17 protein-coding genes are annotated in these 19431 nt (G+C 50.5%); 8 read left to right on the top strand and 9 right to left on the bottom strand.

What is annotated here, in order from left to right; translation table 11 throughout:
- Window positions 1-199: 199 nt before the first annotated feature.
- From xdhA to guaD, 4 genes are read left to right on the top strand one after another with little or no spacing between them, the layout of a single operon-like run.
- Window positions 200-1654 carry a xanthine dehydrogenase small subunit gene (xdhA, locus tag AQS70_RS02225; RefSeq protein WP_055101304.1) on the top strand — a complete coding sequence of 485 codons (1455 nt, stop codon included), beginning with the start codon at window positions 200-202 and terminating at the stop codon, window positions 1652-1654.
- Window positions 1647-4022 carry a xanthine dehydrogenase molybdopterin binding subunit gene (gene xdhB, locus AQS70_RS02220; protein WP_055101303.1) on the top strand — a complete coding sequence of 792 codons (2376 nt, stop codon included), beginning with the start codon at window positions 1647-1649 and terminating at the stop codon, window positions 4020-4022. Before xdhA ends, xdhB begins: the two co-directional genes overlap by 8 nt.
- Complete coding sequence (xdhC, locus tag AQS70_RS02215) at window positions 4015-4872, top strand: xanthine dehydrogenase accessory protein XdhC (RefSeq protein WP_055101302.1); 858 nt, start codon at window positions 4015-4017, stop codon at window positions 4870-4872. The genes xdhB and xdhC overlap by 8 nt, the downstream gene beginning before the upstream one ends.
- 8 nt (window positions 4873-4880) lie before the next feature.
- Window positions 4881-6179, top strand: coding sequence for a guanine deaminase (gene guaD / locus AQS70_RS02210; RefSeq protein WP_055101301.1), 1299 nt, complete (start codon window positions 4881-4883; stop codon window positions 6177-6179).
- Between the two features lie 91 nt (window positions 6180-6270).
- Here the strand turns inward: guaD and AQS70_RS02205 are convergent, their stop codons facing one another.
- Window positions 6271-7023 (bottom strand): GntR family transcriptional regulator, encoded by a 753-nt coding sequence (locus tag AQS70_RS02205; protein ID WP_055101300.1) that lies wholly within the window; start codon window positions 7021-7023, stop codon window positions 6271-6273.
- Between the two features lie 256 nt (window positions 7024-7279).
- Between AQS70_RS02205 and AQS70_RS02200 the strand changes: the two genes are divergently transcribed.
- Window positions 7280-8470, top strand: coding sequence for a benzoate/H(+) symporter BenE family transporter (locus tag AQS70_RS02200; protein ID WP_055101299.1), 1191 nt, complete (start codon window positions 7280-7282; stop codon window positions 8468-8470).
- Window positions 8471-8555: 85 nt separating this feature from the next.
- Here the strand turns inward: AQS70_RS02200 and AQS70_RS02195 are convergent, their stop codons facing one another.
- Window positions 8556-9317 (bottom strand): SDR family oxidoreductase, encoded by a 762-nt coding sequence (locus AQS70_RS02195; protein WP_055101298.1) that lies wholly within the window; start codon window positions 9315-9317, stop codon window positions 8556-8558.
- A gap of 195 nt (window positions 9318-9512) precedes the next feature.
- Between AQS70_RS02195 and AQS70_RS02190 the strand changes: the two genes are divergently transcribed.
- On the top strand, window positions 9513-10517 hold the full coding sequence (locus AQS70_RS02190; RefSeq protein ID WP_055101297.1) for an NADP-dependent oxidoreductase: 1005 nt from the start codon (window positions 9513-9515) through the stop codon (window positions 10515-10517).
- Between the two features lie 68 nt (window positions 10518-10585).
- Here AQS70_RS02190 and pyrF read toward each other — a convergent pair whose 3' ends face one another.
- The gene (gene pyrF / locus AQS70_RS02185) at window positions 10586-11284 is read right to left on the bottom strand and encodes an orotidine-5'-phosphate decarboxylase (protein ID WP_162233864.1); all 699 of its coding nucleotides are present in this window, start codon (window positions 11282-11284) and stop codon (window positions 10586-10588) included.
- 231 nt (window positions 11285-11515) lie between these two features.
- Between pyrF and AQS70_RS23035 the strand changes: the two genes are divergently transcribed.
- Both AQS70_RS23035 and AQS70_RS02180 read left to right on the top strand, forming a co-directional pair.
- On the top strand, window positions 11516-11683 hold the full coding sequence (locus tag AQS70_RS23035) for a DUF2897 family protein (RefSeq protein WP_082428012.1): 168 nt from the start codon (window positions 11516-11518) through the stop codon (window positions 11681-11683).
- Window positions 11684-11817: 134 nt separating this feature from the next.
- The gene (locus AQS70_RS02180; RefSeq protein ID WP_055101295.1) at window positions 11818-12375 is read left to right on the top strand and encodes a TetR/AcrR family transcriptional regulator; all 558 of its coding nucleotides are present in this window, start codon (window positions 11818-11820) and stop codon (window positions 12373-12375) included.
- Window positions 12376-12436: 61 nt separating this feature from the next.
- Here the strand turns inward: AQS70_RS02180 and AQS70_RS02175 are convergent, their stop codons facing one another.
- The 6 genes from AQS70_RS02175 to AQS70_RS02150 form a co-directional block, all read right to left on the bottom strand.
- Window positions 12437-12766 (bottom strand): ComEA family DNA-binding protein, encoded by a 330-nt coding sequence (locus AQS70_RS02175; protein ID WP_055101294.1) that lies wholly within the window; start codon window positions 12764-12766, stop codon window positions 12437-12439.
- 109 nt (window positions 12767-12875) lie between these two features.
- The gene (locus AQS70_RS02170; RefSeq protein ID WP_055101293.1) at window positions 12876-14873 is read right to left on the bottom strand and encodes a polysaccharide biosynthesis protein; all 1998 of its coding nucleotides are present in this window, start codon (window positions 14871-14873) and stop codon (window positions 12876-12878) included.
- A gap of 86 nt (window positions 14874-14959) precedes the next feature.
- Entirely contained in the window at window positions 14960-15991 is a 1032-nt protein-coding gene (locus AQS70_RS02165) for an MraY family glycosyltransferase (RefSeq protein ID WP_055101335.1), read from the bottom strand.
- Between the two features lie 40 nt (window positions 15992-16031).
- Window positions 16032-17033 carry a UDP-glucose 4-epimerase family protein gene (locus AQS70_RS02160; RefSeq protein WP_241492787.1) on the bottom strand — a complete coding sequence of 334 codons (1002 nt, stop codon included), beginning with the start codon at window positions 17031-17033 and terminating at the stop codon, window positions 16032-16034.
- A 12-nt stretch (window positions 17034-17045) separates the two neighbouring features.
- Window positions 17046-18173: a glycosyltransferase family 4 protein gene (locus AQS70_RS02155; protein WP_055101292.1), complete on the bottom strand. Its 1128-nt coding sequence runs from the start codon at window positions 18171-18173 to the stop codon at window positions 17046-17048.
- Window positions 18174-18341: 168 nt separating this feature from the next.
- Complete coding sequence (locus AQS70_RS02150; RefSeq protein ID WP_055101291.1) at window positions 18342-19430, bottom strand: glycosyltransferase; 1089 nt, start codon at window positions 19428-19430, stop codon at window positions 18342-18344.
- Between the last annotated feature and the right edge of the window lies 1 nt (window position 19431).

Genomic DNA, 19431 nt, shown 5'->3' with positions numbered 1-19431 from the left:
ATGCAAGCGGCGGAGTGTAACGCACTTGCGCGGTGCTAGCAGAGTGTCTAGGGCGCTGAAATTGGCACGAAATACGCAAATAAATCGGTAAGCGATCAATCATCGGGATCACTGACTCACATTTCTTGACCCTAAAGTCAGCAATGACTAGATTCAATTAATCCCGCCCGAAAAAAAACAATGCAGTGCGAGGCCTACCGTGATCCAGTTTTTAGTCAACCAAACTGTCCGTACCGAACACACGCTAGACCCGAATCTAACGGTGCTCAACTATCTGCGCCAGCACCTGCACAAATCCGGCACCAAAGAAGGCTGCGCCAGCGGTGACTGCGGCGCCTGCACGGTGGTCGTGGGCGAGCTGTACACCGACGATCAAGGCACTGAAGGTCTGCGCTATCGCAGTCTAAATTCATGCCTGACGTTCGTGTCTGCCTTGCATGGCAAGCAATTGATCAGCGTCGAAGACCTCAAGCATCAAGGTCAACTCCACAGCACGCAGCAAGCAATGGTCGACTGTCATGGCTCCCAGTGCGGCTTTTGCACGCCGGGGTTTGTGATGTCACTGTTTGCACTGCAAAAAAACAGTGTAGAAGCCAACACACATCAGGCCCACGAAGCATTGGCCGGTAATCTGTGTCGCTGCACGGGTTATAGACCGATTTTGGCGGCCGCGGCCCAGACCTGCGATTCGCCCCCCGCGGATCAATTTGATGCGCAACAGGGGGCGACTATCGCCAAGCTCAAGGCCATTAACGCGGCCGGCGCTGATGAGCTCAATAACGGCGAAAATCGCTGCCTAATGCCACTCAACATCGACGACTTGGCTCACCTGTATGACGCGCATCCCCAAGCGCGCCTGCTGGCTGGCGGCACTGATTTAGCGTTAGAAGTCACTCAGCTACACCGCGCCCTGCCCACCATGATTTATCTCGGGCAGGTGACGCAATTAAAGCGTATTGAACGCTTTGATGAGCGCATTGAAATCGGTGCAGCGGTGACATTGTCCGACGTTTACCAGGTGCTCAAGACCGAATACCTAGATTTCGGCGAACTGTTGCAGCGCTTCGCCTCGTTACAAATTCGCAACCAGGGCACCTTGGGCGGCAACATCGCCAACGCCTCGCCGATTGGTGACTCCCCGCCACTGCTGATTGCCCTTGGCGCACAACTGGTATTACGCAAAGGCGGGGCATGTCGCACGATGGCGCTTGAAGATTACTTCTTGGACTATCGAGTAACGGCTCTAGCAGAAGGCGAATTTATCGAAAAAATTGTCATCCCTCGCGCCAAGTCTAGCCATCTGTTTGGCGCTTACAAAATATCCAAGCGCTTGGATGACGACATCAGCGCCGTCTGTGCTGCGTTCAATGTGCACATTGAGAATGGGGTGGTCATCGAGGCCCGTGTTGCTTATGGCGGCATGGCCGCGACGCCTAAGCGTGCCAGCGCCTGCGAGGCAGCCCTGAACAACTCACCTTGGAATACAGCCACCGTGGAACATGCGTGTAGCGCCTTGGCACAGGATTTCAGCCCCCTCTCAGACTTTCGCGCCAGTAAGGAATATCGGTTGTTGTGCGCACAAAACCTGTTGCGCAAGTACTTCATCGAACAGCAAACCTCTGATCTTCAAACACGGGTGACGGATTATGTCTAACCTTCATAAAGTCGAGCCGTCCCAAGCCGAACTTAGCGCGCTGTTTGCACACGACTTAAAAACAGGTGTAGGACACAGCGTCAAACATGAAAGTGCTGCCAAACATGTCACTGGAGAAGCCCAGTACATAGATGACCGGTTAGAGTTTCCTAATCAATTGCACCTGTATGCGCGCTTGTCAGATCGTGCCCATGCCCGAATCACCCGAATCGACACCTCGCCCTGCCTGGCTTTTGCGGGCGTACGTTTGGTTATCACCCACGAAGACATTCCCGGCCTCAAAGACATCGGGCCACTGTTGCCCGGCGACCCCTTACTGGCCATCGACACCGTCGAGTTTTATGGGCAGCCCATGCTAGCGGTAGCCGCCAGCGACCTAGACACCGCGCGCAAGGCCGCTATGGCTGCAGTGATCGAGTACGAAGACCTTGAGCCGGTACTGGACGTGGTTGAGGCGCTGCGCAACAAACATTTTGTTCTCGATAGCCATACTCACCAACGCGGCGACTCCAGCGCAGCACTCAGCCAAGCAACTCATCGGCTGCAAGGCAACCTGAATATCGGCGGACAAGAGCATTTCTATCTAGAAACCCAGATCTCTTCGGTCATGCCCACCGAGGACGGCGGCATGATTGTTTACAGTTCCACCCAGCATCCAGCCGAGATCCAAAAACTGGTGTCCGAGGTACTCGGGGTGCCGATGAACAAAGTCGTGGTCGACATGCGCCGCATGGGCGGTGGCTTTGGTGGTAAGGAGACTCAAGCTGCTAGCCCGGCTTGCTTGTGCGCGGTGGTCGCGCATCTGACCGGGCAACCGACCAAGATGCGACTGCCGCGGGTCGAAGACATGCAGATGACGGGCAAGCGTCACCCGTTTTACTGTGAGTTCGACGTCGGCTTCGATGACAACGGTCGATTGCAAGGCATCCAATTGGATCTAGCTGGCAACTGCGGCTATTCACCTGATTTATCAGGATCCATTGTTGACCGTGCCATGTTTCACGCCGATAACGCCTATTACTTGGGTGACGCCACGGTTAATGGCCATCGCTGTAAGACCAATACTGCCTCAAACACGGCCTATCGCGGCTTCGGAGGCCCGCAAGGCATGGTCGCTATTGAAGAGATCATGGATCGGATCGCGCGCCATTTAGACTTGGATCCATTGGCGGTGCGTAAGGCCAATTACTACGGCAAAACTGACCGTAACGTGACTCACTATTACCAAACGGTGGAGCACAATTTACTCGATGAAATGACCGCCGACTTAGAGGCCAGCAGCCAGTATGCTGAGCGAAGAGCGGCGATAAGGGCGTTCAATGCCAATAGCCCAATCCTGAAGAAAGGGCTGGCCTTGACCCCGGTTAAGTTCGGCATTTCATTCACCGCAAGTTTTCTGAACCAGGCCGGTGCGCTTATCCATCTCTACACCGACGGCAGCATTCACTTGAACCACGGCGGCACCGAAATGGGGCAAGGCTTGAATACCAAGGTCGCGCAAGTGGTGGCCGAGGTCTTTGCGGTAGACATCAATCGTATTCAGATCACCGCCACCCATACCGAAAAAGTCCCCAACACCTCCCCGACCGCCGCCTCCAGCGGTGCCGACCTGAACGGTAAAGCGGCGCAAAATGCGGCGCAAATCATCAAGCAGCGGCTGATTGAGTTTGCCGCAAGCAAGCATCAGGTCAGTGAGCAAGACGTGGTTTTTCATAACGGACTGGTGCGTGTCGGGGAGCAGATTTTGAGCTTTGACGCGTTGATCCAACAGGCGTATTTCGGCCAGGTTTCACTGTCCAGTACCGGCTACTACAAAACGCCGAAAATCTTTTACGACCGCAGCCAAGCGCGCGGACGGCCATTTTATTACTACGCCTTTGGCGTCGCCTGTGCCGAGGTAATCGTCGACACGCTGACTGGCGAATACAAAATGATCCGCACCGACATCCTGCATGACGTGGGCGCCTCGTTAAACCCAGCCATCGACATTGGCCAAGTTGAAGGCGGATACCTTCAAGGCGCAGGCTGGCTAACCACTGAAGAGTTAGTGTGGAACGACAAGGGCAAGCTGATGACCAATGGCCCGGCCAGCTACAAAATTCCAGCGGTGGCCGATATGCCGCTGGATCTACGCGTTAAATTGGTCGAAAACCGCAAAAACCCTGAAGACACGGTGTTTCACTCCAAAGCCGTAGGTGAACCGCCGTTTATGCTCGGTATCGCTGCATGGTGCGCGATTAAAGATGCGGTCGCGAGCCTAGCCGACTATCGCCTGCAACCCAATATTGATGCGCCCGCTACGCCGGAGCGAGTGTTATGGGGGTGTGAGCAGATGCGTCAAAGTTTGCGTGGGGGTGAGCATGAATAAGTGGATGAACGCACTGCTCGATTTGCAGCAACAAGGTGAACCGAGTGTGCTGGTGACGATCATTGAAGAGCAAGGCTCGACCCCGCGTAATGCGGGCTCAAAAATGGTCATCAGCGCTCATCAGATTTTCGACACCATTGGTGGCGGGCACCTGGAATATAAAGCCATGGAAATTGCCCGCAAAATGCTCACGGATCAAACTCAAGGGCCGCGCATGCAACGCTTTAGCCTCGGCGCCAGCCTAGGTCAATGCTGTGGCGGCGTGGCCGTGCTGTTGTTTGAGCCCATGGGCCAAGTGCAGGCGCAGATCGCCGTTTTCGGCGCAGGGCATGTGGCCCGCGCATTAGTGCCTCTGCTTGCCAGCTTACCCTGCCGTGTCCGCTGGATCGACTCGCGGGAGCAAGAGTTTCCGTCACTCATACCGGCTGGCGTACGAAAAATCGTATCTGAAGACCCGGTCGAAGAAATCGACGCGCTGCCCGCGGGTTGCTACTGCCTCGTCATGACGCATAATCACGCCCTGGATCTGGAACTCAGCGCTGCCCTGCTCAAACGCAACGACTTTACCTACTTCGGCTTGATTGGCTCTAAAACCAAGCGCGTAAAGTTTGAGCACCGTCTGCACGAACGAGGCATCAGCGCCGGCCACTTACAGCGCATGCGCTGTCCGATGGGCTTAAATGAAGTGAAAGGCAAGTTACCGATTGAAATCGCGATCTCGATCGCCGGCGAAGTCATCGCCACCTATAACGCCCAGTTCGGCCAGCCCCCCACCTGCGCCGAGCCGATTGGCACTGAAACCTTTAAACAATTGCTGGCGTCTTCAGGACGCAGCCATGCCACGCACTGAGAGTTGTTATGACCTGTAAAGCCTATCGCGCCGCCATTTTGCACAGCATTGCCGACCCTGCCGAAGTCGGGATCGAAGCCTCCTACGAGTATTTTGAGGATGGCTTGCTGGTGGTCGAAGACGGCAAAATCACCGCATTGGGCAATGCCACTGATTTGCTCACTACATTGGCAGCTGACACCGACATCACTTTTTACAGCGATGCACTCATTACGCCGGGTTTCATCGACACCCATATCCACTTTCCGCAAACCGGAATGATTGGAGCCTACGGCGAACAGTTGCTCGACTGGCTAAACACCTACACATTTCCGTGCGAAAGCAAGTTTGCTGACCCAACACACGCGGATAAAGTGGCAGATATTTTCCTGAAAGAACTGCTGCGAAATGGCACAACAACGGCCTTGGTTTTTGGCAGTGTGCACCCGCAATCGGTAGAGGCTTTGTTCGAGGCAGCGCAGCGTCTGGACCTGCGACTGATCGCAGGCAAAGTCATGATGGATCGCAACGCACCGGATTACCTGACTGATACGCCAGAGTCCAGCTACGCCGACAGCAAAGCGTTGATTGAGCGTTGGCATGGTCAGGGCCGCTTGCATTACGCCGTGACCCCACGTTTTGCGCCAACCAGTACGCCAGAACAATTAACCCTGGCGGGCAAACTGTTAAGCGAATACCCGGATGTGTATTTGCATACCCATATCAGTGAAAACCTTCAAGAAATCGAGTGGGTTAAATCGTTGTTCCCAGAACGTAAAGGTTATTTGGATGTGTATGACCATTACCAGCTATTGGGCGAACGCTCGGTATTTGCCCACGGGGTACATTTGTGTGACGAAGAATGCGCGCGCTTGGCTGAAACGGGCTCCGCGGTAGCCTTCTGCCCGACCTCCAACCTGTTTTTGGGGAGCGGCCTGTTCAACTTGCCGATGGCAGAAAAGCACAAACTCAATGTTGGCTTAGGCACCGACGTAGGCGCAGGGACCAGCTTTTCGCTGCTTAATACGCTGAACGAAGCCTATAAGGTCATGCAGTTACAAGGTATTCGGCTCAACCCGTTCAAGTCGCTGTATTTAGCCACGCTGGGTGGCGCACGGGCGCTGCGCTTGGAGGACAAGATCGGCACCCTGAAACCTGGCACCGACGCAGACTTTGTAGTGCTGGACTACAACGCTACACCGCTGATGAGCTATCGCATACAGCAATCCAAAGACATTGCCGAAACGTTGTTTGTGTTGATGACCTTGGGTGACGATCGCACCGTTGAAGAAACTTACGCGGCAGGCAATCTGGTGCATCAACGTTAAGGTATGTGCCTTTGCGCAAACCGTGCAGAAGCGCGCTGGCTCGCGATCTTTTGATCTTAAACGATCGCAGCCAGCTCCAAGCCGCTACGGATCAGCGATGGCCCTTGCCTTTGATTTGCAGCAGGTGTGAGAACACCGCATGCAGATCGTCTGAAGCGCCTTCTTCATCGAGGTTAAGCTTGCTGTCAATGTGGTCCATGTGATGCATCATCAGATCCACGGCCAGCGGCCCATCACGAGCCTCGATGGCATCTATTAACTGCATGTGCTCGTCGTAGGAACAGTGGGAGCGAGTGCCACTTTCGTACTGAGCAATAATCAACGACGTCTGCGATACCAGACTCCGCTGGAAGCTAATCAGAGGGGCATTTTTTGCCGCTTCTGCCAGTTTGAGGTGAAACTCGCCTGACAATCGAATACCTGCCCCACGATCACCGCGCGAGAAGCTGTCACGCTCGTCTTGTACCATTTTGCGTAATTCAGACAGATCATCTGCCGTGGCATGGACCACGGCCAACTCAGTAATGGCTTTTTCTACCAAGCGTCGGGCAAGAAATACTTGGCGCGCCTCTTCGACACTCGGGCTCGCCACAACAGCACCACGGTTAGGGCGCAATAACACGACCCCTTCATGAGCCAGGCGCGACAGTGCTCGACGAATAATGGTCCGACTCACCCCAAAGATTTCACCCAGTGCTTCTTCACTCAACTTCGTACCCGGCGCCAAACGCTGCTCGAGGATCGCCTCGAAAATATGCGCGTAGACGATATCGTCTTGGGTTCCACTGCGGCCGGCCTTGCCTGTGCGGGAGGATTTCTTGAGAGGCTGCAACTGTTCGTTCATGGGCACTCGAATGGGGAAGCGGCGGCGGATTAGGCGTCACGTTAATACGTGAACGGGCGTCGCAAGCAATGAATTAATGCAAAAAACTGGCCGCATTGTACACAAGCTTGTGTGTATGCACGACTGTACGGTCATTTACGCCCACGGCTGTATTGCAATGAAATGTTACTTTTACGTTTAGGCTTGGCCTCTGTTCAGACTCTATTCAAGAACAGTGTTTGCAAAGCACTTTGCCCATAACAAGGAAATGCGTTTTATGACCGACGCCACCCAGCCGCGCTTGCACCCACTGGCCGACACCTCACCCTCTGCGGTGGTCGCAGGCTTCATCGCGATGATGACCGGCTATACCAGCTCTTTGGTGTTGATGTTTCAAGCAGGCCAAGCAGCCGGTTTGACCAGCGGGCAAATCTCGTCATGGATCTGGGCGCTGTCAATTGGCATGGCTATTTGCAGCATAGGCTTATCCTTGCGCTATCGCACGCCGATCACTATTGCGTGGTCAACCCCCGGTGCAGCGCTGCTAATCACTAGTCTAGGCGGCGTTAGTTATCACGAGGCAATCGGTGCCTACATCACCTGTGCCGTGCTAGTGATTATCTGTGGCGTAACCGGCAGCTTCGAGCGCTTGGTTAAACGGATACCGGGCTCACTGGCAGCCGCTCTATTGGCAGGTATCTTGTTCAAAATCGGCAGCGAAATTTTCGTTGCGGCGCAGCATCAGACAGGCCTAGTGGTAGGGATGTTTTTCACTTATCTGATTATCAAACGTCTCTCGCCACGCTACGCAGTACTGGCCGCCTTAATCATTGGCATATTAATTTCAGGCTTACTCGGGCTTCTAGACTTCAGTGGTTTTGCCCTGGAGGTGGCGGTGCCAGTGTGGACGACACCTTCATTCTCACTGGCGGCGACTATTAGCATCGGCATTCCATTGTTTGTGGTCGCGATGACTTCGCAAAATATGCCAGGCGTGGCGGTACTGCGGGCTGACGGTTATACGGTGCCCGCCTCGCCACTCATTACCACCACAGGTGTCGCCTCGCTGCTGCTCGCGCCTTTTGGCTCACACGGGATTAACTTGGCCGCCATCAGCGCAGCTATCTGCACTGGACCGCATGCCCACGAAGACCCCAAAAAGCGTTACACAGCCGCCATGTGGTGCGGGATTTTCTATGGCATTGCCGGTATTTTCGGCGCCACTTTGGCTGCACTTTTTGCCGCATTCCCTAAAGAGCTGGTGCTGTCGATTGCTGCACTGGCTTTGTTTGGCTCGATCATCAACGGTCTGACCATAGCCATGACGGAGTCAAAAGAACGGGAGGCGGCGTTGGTGACATTCATGGTCACTGCCTCAGGGATGAGCTTGTTCTCAGTCGGTTCAGCGTTTTGGGGAATAGTGGCTGGAGTGTTGACATTGATGATTTTGAACTGGAAAACCCGCTGATCCTTCCCATGCGCGGGCTGCGATCCCTTTTGATATAAAAAGATTGCAGCCTTCGACAGCGCCTACCCGCGCATTCCACGTTCTATTAAATCGCCAATGCCCCACCATCAATTGTCAAAGCATGCCCCGTGGTGAACGCCGCGCCATCGGAACATAAATAGAGCACCGCACTCGCGACTTCTTCGACAGTACCGACTCGACCCACAGGATGGATTCGCGCAGCAAACTCGGCCTTTTTGGGATCAGCCTCATACGCACGGCGAAACATATCGGTATCAATAACACCCGGGCAAACCGCATTCACGCGGATTTTTTTCTTGGCGTACTCAATAGCAGCCGACTTGGTCAGACCTATGACTGCATGCTTTGAGGCGCAGTAAATACTCATCTTCGGCGCAGCGCCCAAGCCAGCCACTGAAGCCGTATTAACGATCGCACCGCCGCCTTGGCTAAGCATCAGCGGCAATTGATACTTCATGCACAACCAAACGCCTTTGACGTTCACTCCCATGATTGCATCGAACTCGTCCTCGGTACCGTCCGCCAACCGGCCATGTTCCATTTCAATACCGGCATTATTGAAGGCATAGTCCAAGCGGCCATAGGTACTCAGCGTTTGCTCCATCAAACGCTTAACATCCGACTCAAGCGCGACATTACAGCTCACAAATACCGCTGTGCCGCCAAGGGCTTTGATGTGTTCGACCGTCTCTTCACCGTGCGCAACATTCATATCGGCCACGACCACTTTCAAGCCCTGAGCAGCGAAGGCCAAAGCGGTGGCTCGCCCTATACCCGCCGCAGCCCCGGTCACCACTACCACTCGCCCTGAAAAGATCATGCTCATTACTATTATCCTCAAAAGAAAAATCTGTACGTAGCTTAGTCATGCCCAGCGCCCTCCCTTGTTTATCGAACGGATAGAAGCCCGCCTACCACTATCAGCTCAATTGATGAAAAAGCATTCGTGAAGCCTTATTCGCTTGCCGCCTACGCCCATAAGGACTATCAACATTGTTTGTTTTATAGATGAGTGCTTACGATGATCGCCGAGACTAACCGCCAATTCCTTCTCGCCAAACGCCCTGTCGGCGCCGTCACCAGGGATACATTCACCTACCAGCAAGTCCCCGTGGCAGAACCTGCCGATGGGGAAATTGTGGTTAAAAATGAATACCTGTCGCTTGATCCTGCAATGCGTGGCTGGATGAATGAAGGTAAGTCTTATATCGCCCCAGTAGGTTTGGACGAAGTCATGCGCGCGTTGGGTACGGGCAAAATTGTCGCCTCGAAGCATCCAGATTTTGCTCTAGGCGATTACGTTAATGGCGCGGTGGGCGTTCAGGATTACTTCATCGGGCAGCCCCGTGGCTTCTACAAGGTTGATCCAAAGCGAGCGCCACTGCCCGTGTATTTATCGGCGCTGGGCATGACCGGCATGACCGCTTACTTCGCACTGCTTGAGGTAGGTCAGCCCAAGGCTGGAGACACGGTGGTTATTTCTGGCGCCGCGGGTGCCGTGGGCAGCATTGCAGGCCAAATTGCCAAGCTAAAGGGCTGTCGTGTGGTGGGTATCGCAGGAGGGAAAGATAAATGCGCGTATCTGACTAACGAGTTGGGCTTTGACGGAACGATCGACTACAAAAATGAGGACGTTCTCGCCAGCCTTAAGCGTGAATGCCCTAAGGGGGTCGATGTGTTTTTCGACAACGTAGGCGGAGAAATTCTCGACGCGGTGTTGAGCCGTTTGAACGTCAAGGCCCGCGTCATCATCTGTGGCGCAATCAGTCAGTACAACAACAAGGAAGCCGTTAAAGGCCCGGCCAACTACCTGTCACTGCTGGTGAATCGCGCGCGCATGGAAGGCTTTGTGGTGATGGACTATGCCGACCGCTATACCGCTGCCGCGCAAGAAATGGCCGTATGGCTGGCCAAAGGTCAACTGAAAAGCAAAGAACACATAGTTGAGGGCTTAGAGACTTTCCCAGAAACGCTGCTCAAACTGTTCAGCGGAGAGAACTTTGGTAAGTTGATTCTCAAGGTTTAACCGAGCAGCGACAGGCAGGGGCGGCTTGCATCACAGGCAAACCGCCCCTCGCACATAGGGAAATAGACTTAAGCTATTTCTGCAACCACAGCAGCCAATGCCTTAGCAGGATCTGCCGCTTGGCTGATTGGACGCCCAATGACCAAGTAGTCGGAGCCCGCATCCAGTGCTTGGCGTGGGGTGAGGATACGACGCTGGTCATCCAGAGCGCTGCCAGCAGGGCGAATGCCGGGGGTCACCAGTTGCAGCGAGGGGTGGGCAGCCTTCAATGCTTGCGCCTCAAGGGCTGAACATACTAAACCGTCCATACCGGCCTTCTGAGCCAGTGCGGCCAAGCGCAGGACTTGCTCTTGTGGCTCAATATCCAGACCAATAGCAGCAAGATCTTCACGCTCCATGCTGGTCAACACCGTCACACCAATCAGCAAAGGCTGAGGTCCAGTGCGCTTGTCCAGCTCCTCTCGACACGCAGCCATCATGCGCAAGCCGCCAGAACAGTGGACGTTGACCATCCAAACGCCCATTTCGGCAGCCGCCTTAACGGCCATCGCTGTGGTGTTAGGAATGTCATGGAATTTGAGATCCAGAAACACCTCAAAACCTTTGTCACGCAAAGTACCGACAATTTCTGCCGCGCAGCTGGTAAACAACTCTTTGCCCACTTTCACGCGGCACAGTTTCGGGTCCAACTGATCAGCCAATTTCAATGCGGCGTCACGCGTCGGGTAATCCAGGGCGACGATGATAGGAGTCTGGCAGTCGGACATTAGCGGGTTCTCGGGCTGGTCGAAATCGGCGCGCATTGTAGCGGAACCCGCTGCCTCTCGGCACCCGATGATCGTATTTTCATGACTTTAATCATTTAGAAGCGAACAGGCGCGCACGAAAAAATTACCGACCTACAATGAATTCACTGACCACTCACGCACTCTATAGGATAGACAGCAACACGCCCTGCGAATTTTTTGCTCGGTGACTTGCCCTTCAAGGAGATAAAAATGCCCTGGTATGGCTGGCTAATACTCATCGTCGTCATCGGAGCCATCGTTGGCGGCCTTATGACTCTACGGGACACTGCCGATAAAGTTGAATTGACCGATGAACAGCGTAAACGCGTCGCTGAACGCAATGCTGAAATGGACGCGAAAGAATCAAAGGACCTGTAGGACGCGGGAAGAGTCCTCAGAGCCCATTCAAAATGAGCTCTGGGGGCAAACGCCTCTCTTAATGCGTGAAGCATCTGTGCAAAAACTGAAAGCTCAGGGCTATGATGCGTTCATGCTATTAAGAGGCAGTAGATATGCGCTACTCACATGATCATAAAGCCCTGACTCACCAGCGCATTATCAAAGAAGCCTCCGCCCTGTTTCGACGAGATGGCATTGGAGCAACCGGCCTTCAGCCTTTGATGAAATCATTGGGCCTGACTCACGGTGGTTTTTATGCACACTTCTGCTCTAAAAACGAACTGGTAGAAAAAGCCCTGAAACAGGCGGCTACAGAGGTTGATGGGCTATGTGACGAGATTTTCTGCCAGCCACAGCCGTTGCACACCTTTATTGATACCTACCTTTCGCAGTGGCACGTAACCTCACCGCACGAGGGATGCCCACTGCCAACCATGTCCGCAGAAATGGCGCAGCAAGGGCTTGCTAGCCCGACTACTGACGCAGTGATCAGCGCAAGGCTCAAGCAGATCGAAAACTCGTTACAAGGGCCTGACGCACATGAGCAGAGCATCATGATATTTGCAAGCTTGGTGGGAGCATTGGTGCTTGCCCGCAGTGCTGAGAGCGATGCATTGAGAGAAAAAATTCTTGAGGTGACACGTACTACGCTCAAGCAATCAATCGAATAACGCCAACCGCACACACTAAAAAGGCCAGTCAAAGACTGGCCCTTTCAACGTCAAGCTCTACTTAGTTGACCGCAACCCGATCCCTATTCTTATCGAAGATAGCTTTGCCGATACCTTTTACTTCCAACAGTTCATCGGTCGATGCAAAAGCACCGTTAGCTTCACGATAAGCGACAATTGCCTTTGCCTTGGCGGCACCCACACCAGACAACTCACGCTGAAGTGTCGCCTCATCTGCCGTATTAAGATTGATCGTCATCACTTGTACATCGGGTGAAGCCGCAGCAGCTACGACAGGCTCGCTCCCAGTCGCCACGGGCGTAGCATGAGCCACACCGGAAATACCAACCATCAACGCCAAAAACATAGAACGAATTAAGGCAATACGCATAGGTGACACTCCAATACATCGTTAAGTGGAAACAGCTTTCCTGAGCTGTATTCCAAACGTAGGCGATGGTTAGAGGGTGTCAAAAATGTGTCGGTTGCAGAGTGTGTAACTACTGAGGTTCTGCACGGTGCTGCAGATAAATCCAGTCAACAATCTCGCCTTCCGGAGCATATCCACTCACCGTTTCACGCAACAACTGACGGACTCGGGAATAGTCGTCCTGATCAACGGCATCCAGCAGCTGTGTTAGCTTTTGCTTCAACTCATCCCAAGACAACAGGTCTTCATTAGCACTCATGATCATTGGGTGTTGTGTCGCAACCACGTTATCGCCAATCAGTAACTCTTCGTAAAGTTTTTCTCCAGGGCGAAGCCCCGAGAATTCAATCTCAATGTCGCCATGTAGATTTTTTTCGGAACGGACACTAAAGCCAGACAGGTGAATCATTTTCTCGGCCAATTCGACAATACGAACGGGCTCACCCATGTCTAGAACAAATACATCCCCGCCCTGCCCCATGGAGCCGGCTTGAATCACTAACTGCGCAGCTTCAGGAATCGTCATGAAGTAACGAGTGATCTTTGGATGCGTGACGGTCAAAGGGCCACCCGCTTGAATCTGTTTGTGGAACAGCGGTATTACCGAGCCAGAAGACCCCAAAACATTGCCGAAACGAACCATGGTAAAACGCGTTTTATTAACCCTTACCACGTTTGACTTATCGCGAAATAAAACTGGCGCCACCTCACGACTTAGCGCCTGAAGCGTCATCTCAGCAAGACGCTTGGTGCTGCCCATCACATTAGTCGGACGCACAGCCTTGTCAGTGGAGATCAAAACAAAGTTCGCAACACCCGCCTGGAGTGCAGCTTGAGCCGTGTTGAGGGTGCCTATGACGTTATTCAAAACACCTTCAGCAATATTGTGTTCGACCATTGGCACATGCTTGTATGCAGCTGCGTGGTAAACCGTATCAACGTGCCAGGTTTTCATTAAGTCGAGCAGTTGCTGCGAGTTTCTTACAGATCCTAATATAGGTAAAACCTTTACTGACAGTGACTCGCGAGTGACCTGCTGTTCAAGCTCAGAAAGAATATTGTAAAGATTGAACTCACTGTGCTCGAACAGTAATAGGGTTGTCGGGCCCTGCGCCAGAATCTGGCGGCATAACTCAGAACCTATTGATCCCCCCGCTCCGGTGACCAGAACACATTGCCCTTTGATGCAGTGCTCCAACAACTCTGCTTGAGCGGGTACAGCATCACGCCCTAGCAAGTCAGCAATATCTACCTCCTGAATATCGTCAACCTTAACCCGGCCACTGGCCAAATCCATGAAACCGGGAACACTTCGAACATGCAGTGGAAAACCTTCTAATAAACCCAATATTTCGCGTCGCCGTGCGCGGGGTGACGACGGAATAGCCAGCAGTAATTCCTGAGCGCCAGTCCGATCAATCATCCGCTGAATTTTGTCAGGGCTGAAAACCTGTAGCCCAGAAATAATGCGGTCAGAAATACTTTCATCATCATCAATGAAAGCCACTGGACGCATGAGACGCCCCATCCTTAATGCAGCAACCAACTGGTTTCCGGCAGCACCGGCACCGTAAATAGCGACCCGAGGCAGCCCATCGTCACGACTGGTGAAAGGGACGTGTTGCGCAGCGGCAAACCAGTCACCTAAGAAGTATTGACGCATGGCCAGACGTAAACCGCCCAGCATAATCAGGCTTAACCACCAGTAGTTGAAGATGATAGAGCGCGGCACAACATTGTCGTGATTGCTGTACCAGTACACCACTACTGCCAAAATCAGCGCAGACAAGCTGACCGCTTTAATGATTGCAATCAGAGCATCATTGCCAAAATAGCGCATGACCGCACGGTACATACCGAAGCGAATAAACAGCGGAATCGCAACCAAGGGTGCGAAAACAAATAACCATACATGTGTTGTGACAGGGTTAATCATATCGTCGAGGCCAAGGCGAACGACAAACGCTAACCACAAAGCGAGCCAAACTAGCACGATATCTGTGACAACTTGTAGAACCCGCTTTTGCCTCCGTGAGAGGCTCAGTAAACAAGAGCGTATTCTATCCATAAATTTTGCCACCCTTTCTATAACTATGAAAAACAGCAAACAAGAAAAAACCGCCTAAAAGTTTAATCATAAGTTTAATTGTCACCCTATCGCGAACTGGCTGACAGCTCGGATTCTCCTGCATGATATTTAAAGGCTAAAAAAACAAGCGGCACGTAAGCAACTAGCAGTCCAATCAATCCATTCAAGCCAAGCAAGGCCACACATAGCGCGATAGGTAATAACCAAAAGATATTGATAGCTAAAATGGAAAATGTCACAGGTAAGTGGCTACCAACTTTTCGAGAAGCGAATTGATATGCATGACTACGGTGAGCTTCATAAACTTTGCAACCGCTGATAAAACGCCTAAACAGAGTGAGGGTCGCGTCGACTATGAATACGCCTAGTAAGATCAGCCATATCCATAGCAGATTAGTGTCGTGCCAAGCTGCTTGTATTGAGAAACCAGCTAAAATGATGCCTAAAAAACCGCTCCCCGCATCCCCCATAAAGATCCGAGCTGGGGGAAAATTCCAAAAAAGGAAACCTAAGACAGACATACTCAATATTACTGGCATCCCTGCTAGATCCGAATAGCCAACCAGCCAATATATAAAACTGGCACTTAAACAGGAACTGACTGCCTCAACACTAGCAAGACCATCAATACCGTCCATAAAATTATAAAGATTAAGCATCCACACAAGAAAAAAAGCCGCGAGCAAATGTCCAAGCCATGATAAATAAATAGTCATACCAAAAATATTTATACTTGGAAATCCACCGAACCAATAAAGAATCCATGCTGCTGCACTGAAGTGTCCAAGTAGCCTCCACCGAGCAGCGATATGGCCATGATCATCAAGAAAACCTATTAACGCTACTAATGAACCAGCGCCAAAGAAACCCCATAAGATATTGTTTGAAATAATGTCCCACATTGACAATAACGGTAACATTACCAAAAAAGATAAAACAATTCCCACCCCCCCACCTCGCGGCGTTGGCACAGAGTGAGAGCTTCGCTCAGTGGGCACGTCAATTATACTTCGCGCTATGGCATACCTGCGCAATAACCCAGTCAGTAGAAGTGCCAAGATCGCGGCAGCAGGAGCAAGCAATATTAAATAATTCATCAAAAATCCCATTAAACTCATACTGGCTACTTATTCATATCTACTGAGCGTGCCCCTGAAAATGCTGAGCACACTTTAATAATGCCTCTTCAACAGATAAGGGAGGATGCCATCCTAACATATGCTTTGTTTTGCTAATATCAACTTGCAAAGATCCGCATAAACGTGTGGCGATTGCGCCACGCCCCAGCAATGCAGCCCCCTTAATCAGCAACAAAGAAGGTATTGGTATCAAATATGATTTACGACCTAAGGCCTTGCTCATACGAACCAGTAACTCAGTTGTCGACATGTCATCATCATCACTAACCATGAACGTCTGATTCGCAGCCCCGGGATGCTCAACACAAGTAACTATCAAATCGACGAGATTATCCAAAGCCACTAGACTGCGCTTATTATTAATCGCACCTAATGGTAATGGGTATCCTTTATTGAGCAACTTCATTAGACTATGAAAGTTTGCTTTTACGCCAGGTCCATAAACAAGCACAGGCCTGATAATTACAATTTCGAGTCCAGTACGCTGACCAAATGAGATTAACTGCTGCTCGGCTTCCTTCTTAGAAACCCCGTAAGCGTCAGCAGGCGCGGGATCATCGTGAGCTGAAAAAGGGATTCCTGGCGCTGTTGATTCGCCATTAACCTTAACTGAGCTGATAAAAATAAAGCGTTTTACACCCGACTTCACCGCTTGTTGAGCAAGCTTTAATGTACCTTCGACATTTATTTTTCTAAACTCATTCAACGGATCCGTCGAGGTATCAGCCATGATATGAACTCGAGCTGCACAATGCACCAAGATATCTACGCCGATTAAAGGTACGTCGCCGCTGGTGAGATAGTCTGCCCCCACATATACAGGTACAACACCGTCAACAACATACTCGCCCTCCCGGCGCATCGGAACTTCTAAATTATAGTTCTTTGAAGATGCTAACCGTGCGACCACTGCACTACCTACAAACCCATTAGAGCCAGTAATAAAAATTTTTTTCATCGGCAAGCGCTCATCCTGCATCACAAATTCAAATCCAAACATAAATCCAGAAAATCACTTAAGATATGAATAAATTTTTTCGTTAACTAAGCTTACGTCATATGAACTAACAGCGATTCGATAACTGGCCAATCCCATATTTACTACCTGATCTTTGTTTTTTACAAAAAACATCATTTTCGAATAAATATCATCAGGAGACCAGGGCTTTACTAAAAACCCATTAACACCATCTTCAACAGTATCCCGGCATCCAGGCACATCAGAAGTGATGACTGCGCGCCCAATCGCCATAGCTTCCTGAGTACTTCTCGGCATCCCTTCCCTATAGGATGGAAGTACAAAAACACTCGAACTTCTAAGCCAGACTGCAACATCCTCAACATGCCCAGGATAAGTGATCAAGCCACTATTAATAACTTCATCAAGAGCACCCTCAGTCAATGCACCAGGATTATCATGATCAATACCACCCAGAACAACAAAGGTTACATCTAAGCATTCAGCTTTAACTTTTTTTGCAGCCGCAATAAATTCATGAATACCTTTTTCGGCCAACAAACGCCCTATAAAGATAAATGTTATAGGGGAGACGGGGGGCCGTGAGTAATGGTATTGAGAAATATCTAATCCGATCCCACCTAGAATACTTACTTTCTTAACAGATATTTTGTATTTTTCAACAAGATCTTTTTGATCATCCTCATTAAGCAATACCAATCTTTCTAAACTCGGCAATGCAATTCTATACAGCATAACTTGCACAGCTTTTAGAAACTTAGTTTTAAATCGAGTACCACTAGGCTGATCTGTAAAAACATATCCTAGCCCTTCAAGCATACCAATTCGCCTGCTAACCCCAGCGATCTTAGCAGCTATAGTTCCAAAAATTACGGGCTTAGCAAAATAGCAGAAGACCAATTCAGGCCCAATAGATTTAATTAACTTCGCAAGTTTAAGCGTATCAACAATATCAGCTATAGGATTCAGACCGGAGCGGCTAAAAGTGTAGTCGACGGGTTCGGCACCAAGCAATCTTACTTCACTTTTACTCACTTCGTCATAATCAAGAGCGAAAGCATAGACTTTCACACCTTTCGAAACCAGTCCTTTGATTAAATCTTTACGAAAACCGAGCACACAAGAGGCAAGCGTACCAATTAGTGCAATACTTTTAACCATTCAAATTACTCGACTAACAATTACAATTAATAAACTTAAAATTAATACTTTTTTAATACTACGTAGCCCGCACTAAAAATATTGCTAAAAAAACAAGGCGGACGTAATAACTCATTAAATAGCCAGTATTTGACCAGCATTAAACGCGAAGCAACAAACACGACTATTCTAACCTTGATAAATATCAGACCACTTCTCAACTATTTTGTCGATTGAGTAAATATTGACTATTCGATCTCGTGCAGCTTTGGTCATTTTCTCTGCACTTTCTGTCGAAAGACTCAATGCATCATTCATCGCATTAAATAAAGCTGAAGAGTTTTTTGCTGGCGCAACAAATCCAAAATCACCAACGACCTCTTTCACTCCACCACAATCCGTCACTACAACAACACATTCTGAGGCCATGGCTTCGGCGACTACTAACCCAAATCCTTCCCAGGCTGAAGAAAGAACATATAGGTCCGCGGCATTATAAACACGCGAGACGTCAGACCTTACGCCTAAAAATTTTACAAGATGATCAATGCCTAAGTGACTTACTAAATCGTCCAACTGTTTTCTTTCAGGCCCATCACCCACTATCCACAACTTAATATTTGGCCGTTTCTTCGAAAGATTATTAAAGGCATTCAATAAATTCCTATAGTCTTTCGCATCAACTAAACGCCCCACAGCGACAATAAGCTCTTCATGGTCACTGATACATTCAGAAGTTCTGATAAGGTTGCGAGCGAAAGAGTCAGGCTTAAATAGCTCTGTATCGATTCCATTTGATACGGCTTGCATAGATCCAATGGGACAAGCTTTTTTTTGTTCAAAAACCTTGACTGCTTCAAGCGTTACATTCGTAGACACATCGACCAATGGATGGGTCAAGCGGTATGCCAACATTCTAACGCGCCCACCTTCATTAGTGCTGTGTGCCGTATTAACTAATCTTTTTATAGGGCAAATAAGTCTTACAACGCGGGAGAACAAATTGGCATGTAACATGTGTGCATGAACAACATCAGGATCAAAAGCTTTAATAATAGCTCTAAGATTCAGTACTCCCTTGACAAAACCAACCACCGACTTACCCAGCTCCAACCCAATCAATTTAACACTTTTATTTTTCGGCTGTAATAAAACAGGCCCCGTTAAGTAGCAGATTTCGACGGAATGCCCCTGATCACTAAATCGATCCGCTAGGTCCAACACTTGTCGCTCAGCCCCACCAACGCCGAGGCCTGTAATTATGTAAAGTATTTTCATG

The sequence above is a fragment of the Pseudomonas endophytica genome (assembly GCF_001411475.1).
GTDB classification, from domain to species: Bacteria; Pseudomonadota; Gammaproteobacteria; order Pseudomonadales; family Pseudomonadaceae; genus Aquipseudomonas; species Aquipseudomonas endophytica.
The sequence above is the reverse complement of the archived record's forward strand: the minus strand, read 5'-3'. Positions and strand labels throughout refer to the sequence as shown.

Coding starts and splice junctions, on each gene's coding strand:
- xdhB (WP_055101303.1), top strand. CDS start 1,647: ATGTCTAACCTTCATAAAGTCGAGCCGTCCCAAGCCGAACTTAGCGCG.
- xdhC (WP_055101302.1), top strand. CDS start 4,015: ATGAATAAGTGGATGAACGCACTGCTCGATTTGCAGCAACAAGGTGAA.
- guaD (WP_055101301.1), top strand. CDS start 4,881: ATGACCTGTAAAGCCTATCGCGCCGCCATTTTGCACAGCATTGCCGAC.
- AQS70_RS02205 (WP_055101300.1), bottom strand. CDS start 7,023: ATGAACGAACAGTTGCAGCCTCTCAAGAAATCCTCCCGCACAGGCAAG.
- AQS70_RS02200 (WP_055101299.1), top strand. CDS start 7,280: ATGACCGACGCCACCCAGCCGCGCTTGCACCCACTGGCCGACACCTCA.
- AQS70_RS02195 (WP_055101298.1), bottom strand. CDS start 9,317: ATGAGCATGATCTTTTCAGGGCGAGTGGTAGTGGTGACCGGGGCTGCG.
- AQS70_RS02190 (WP_055101297.1), top strand. CDS start 9,513: ATGATCGCCGAGACTAACCGCCAATTCCTTCTCGCCAAACGCCCTGTC.
- pyrF (WP_162233864.1), bottom strand. CDS start 11,284: ATGTCCGACTGCCAGACTCCTATCATCGTCGCCCTGGATTACCCGACG.
- AQS70_RS23035 (WP_082428012.1), top strand. CDS start 11,516: ATGCCCTGGTATGGCTGGCTAATACTCATCGTCGTCATCGGAGCCATC.
- AQS70_RS02180 (WP_055101295.1), top strand. CDS start 11,818: ATGCGCTACTCACATGATCATAAAGCCCTGACTCACCAGCGCATTATC.
- AQS70_RS02175 (WP_055101294.1), bottom strand. CDS start 12,766: ATGCGTATTGCCTTAATTCGTTCTATGTTTTTGGCGTTGATGGTTGGT.
- AQS70_RS02170 (WP_055101293.1), bottom strand. CDS start 14,873: ATGGATAGAATACGCTCTTGTTTACTGAGCCTCTCACGGAGGCAAAAG.
- AQS70_RS02165 (WP_055101335.1), bottom strand. CDS start 15,991: ATGAATTATTTAATATTGCTTGCTCCTGCTGCCGCGATCTTGGCACTT.
- AQS70_RS02160 (WP_241492787.1), bottom strand. CDS start 17,033: ATGTTTGGATTTGAATTTGTGATGCAGGATGAGCGCTTGCCGATGAAA.
- AQS70_RS02155 (WP_055101292.1), bottom strand. CDS start 18,173: ATGGTTAAAAGTATTGCACTAATTGGTACGCTTGCCTCTTGTGTGCTC.
- AQS70_RS02150 (WP_055101291.1), bottom strand. CDS start 19,430: ATGAAAATACTTTACATAATTACAGGCCTCGGCGTTGGTGGGGCTGAG.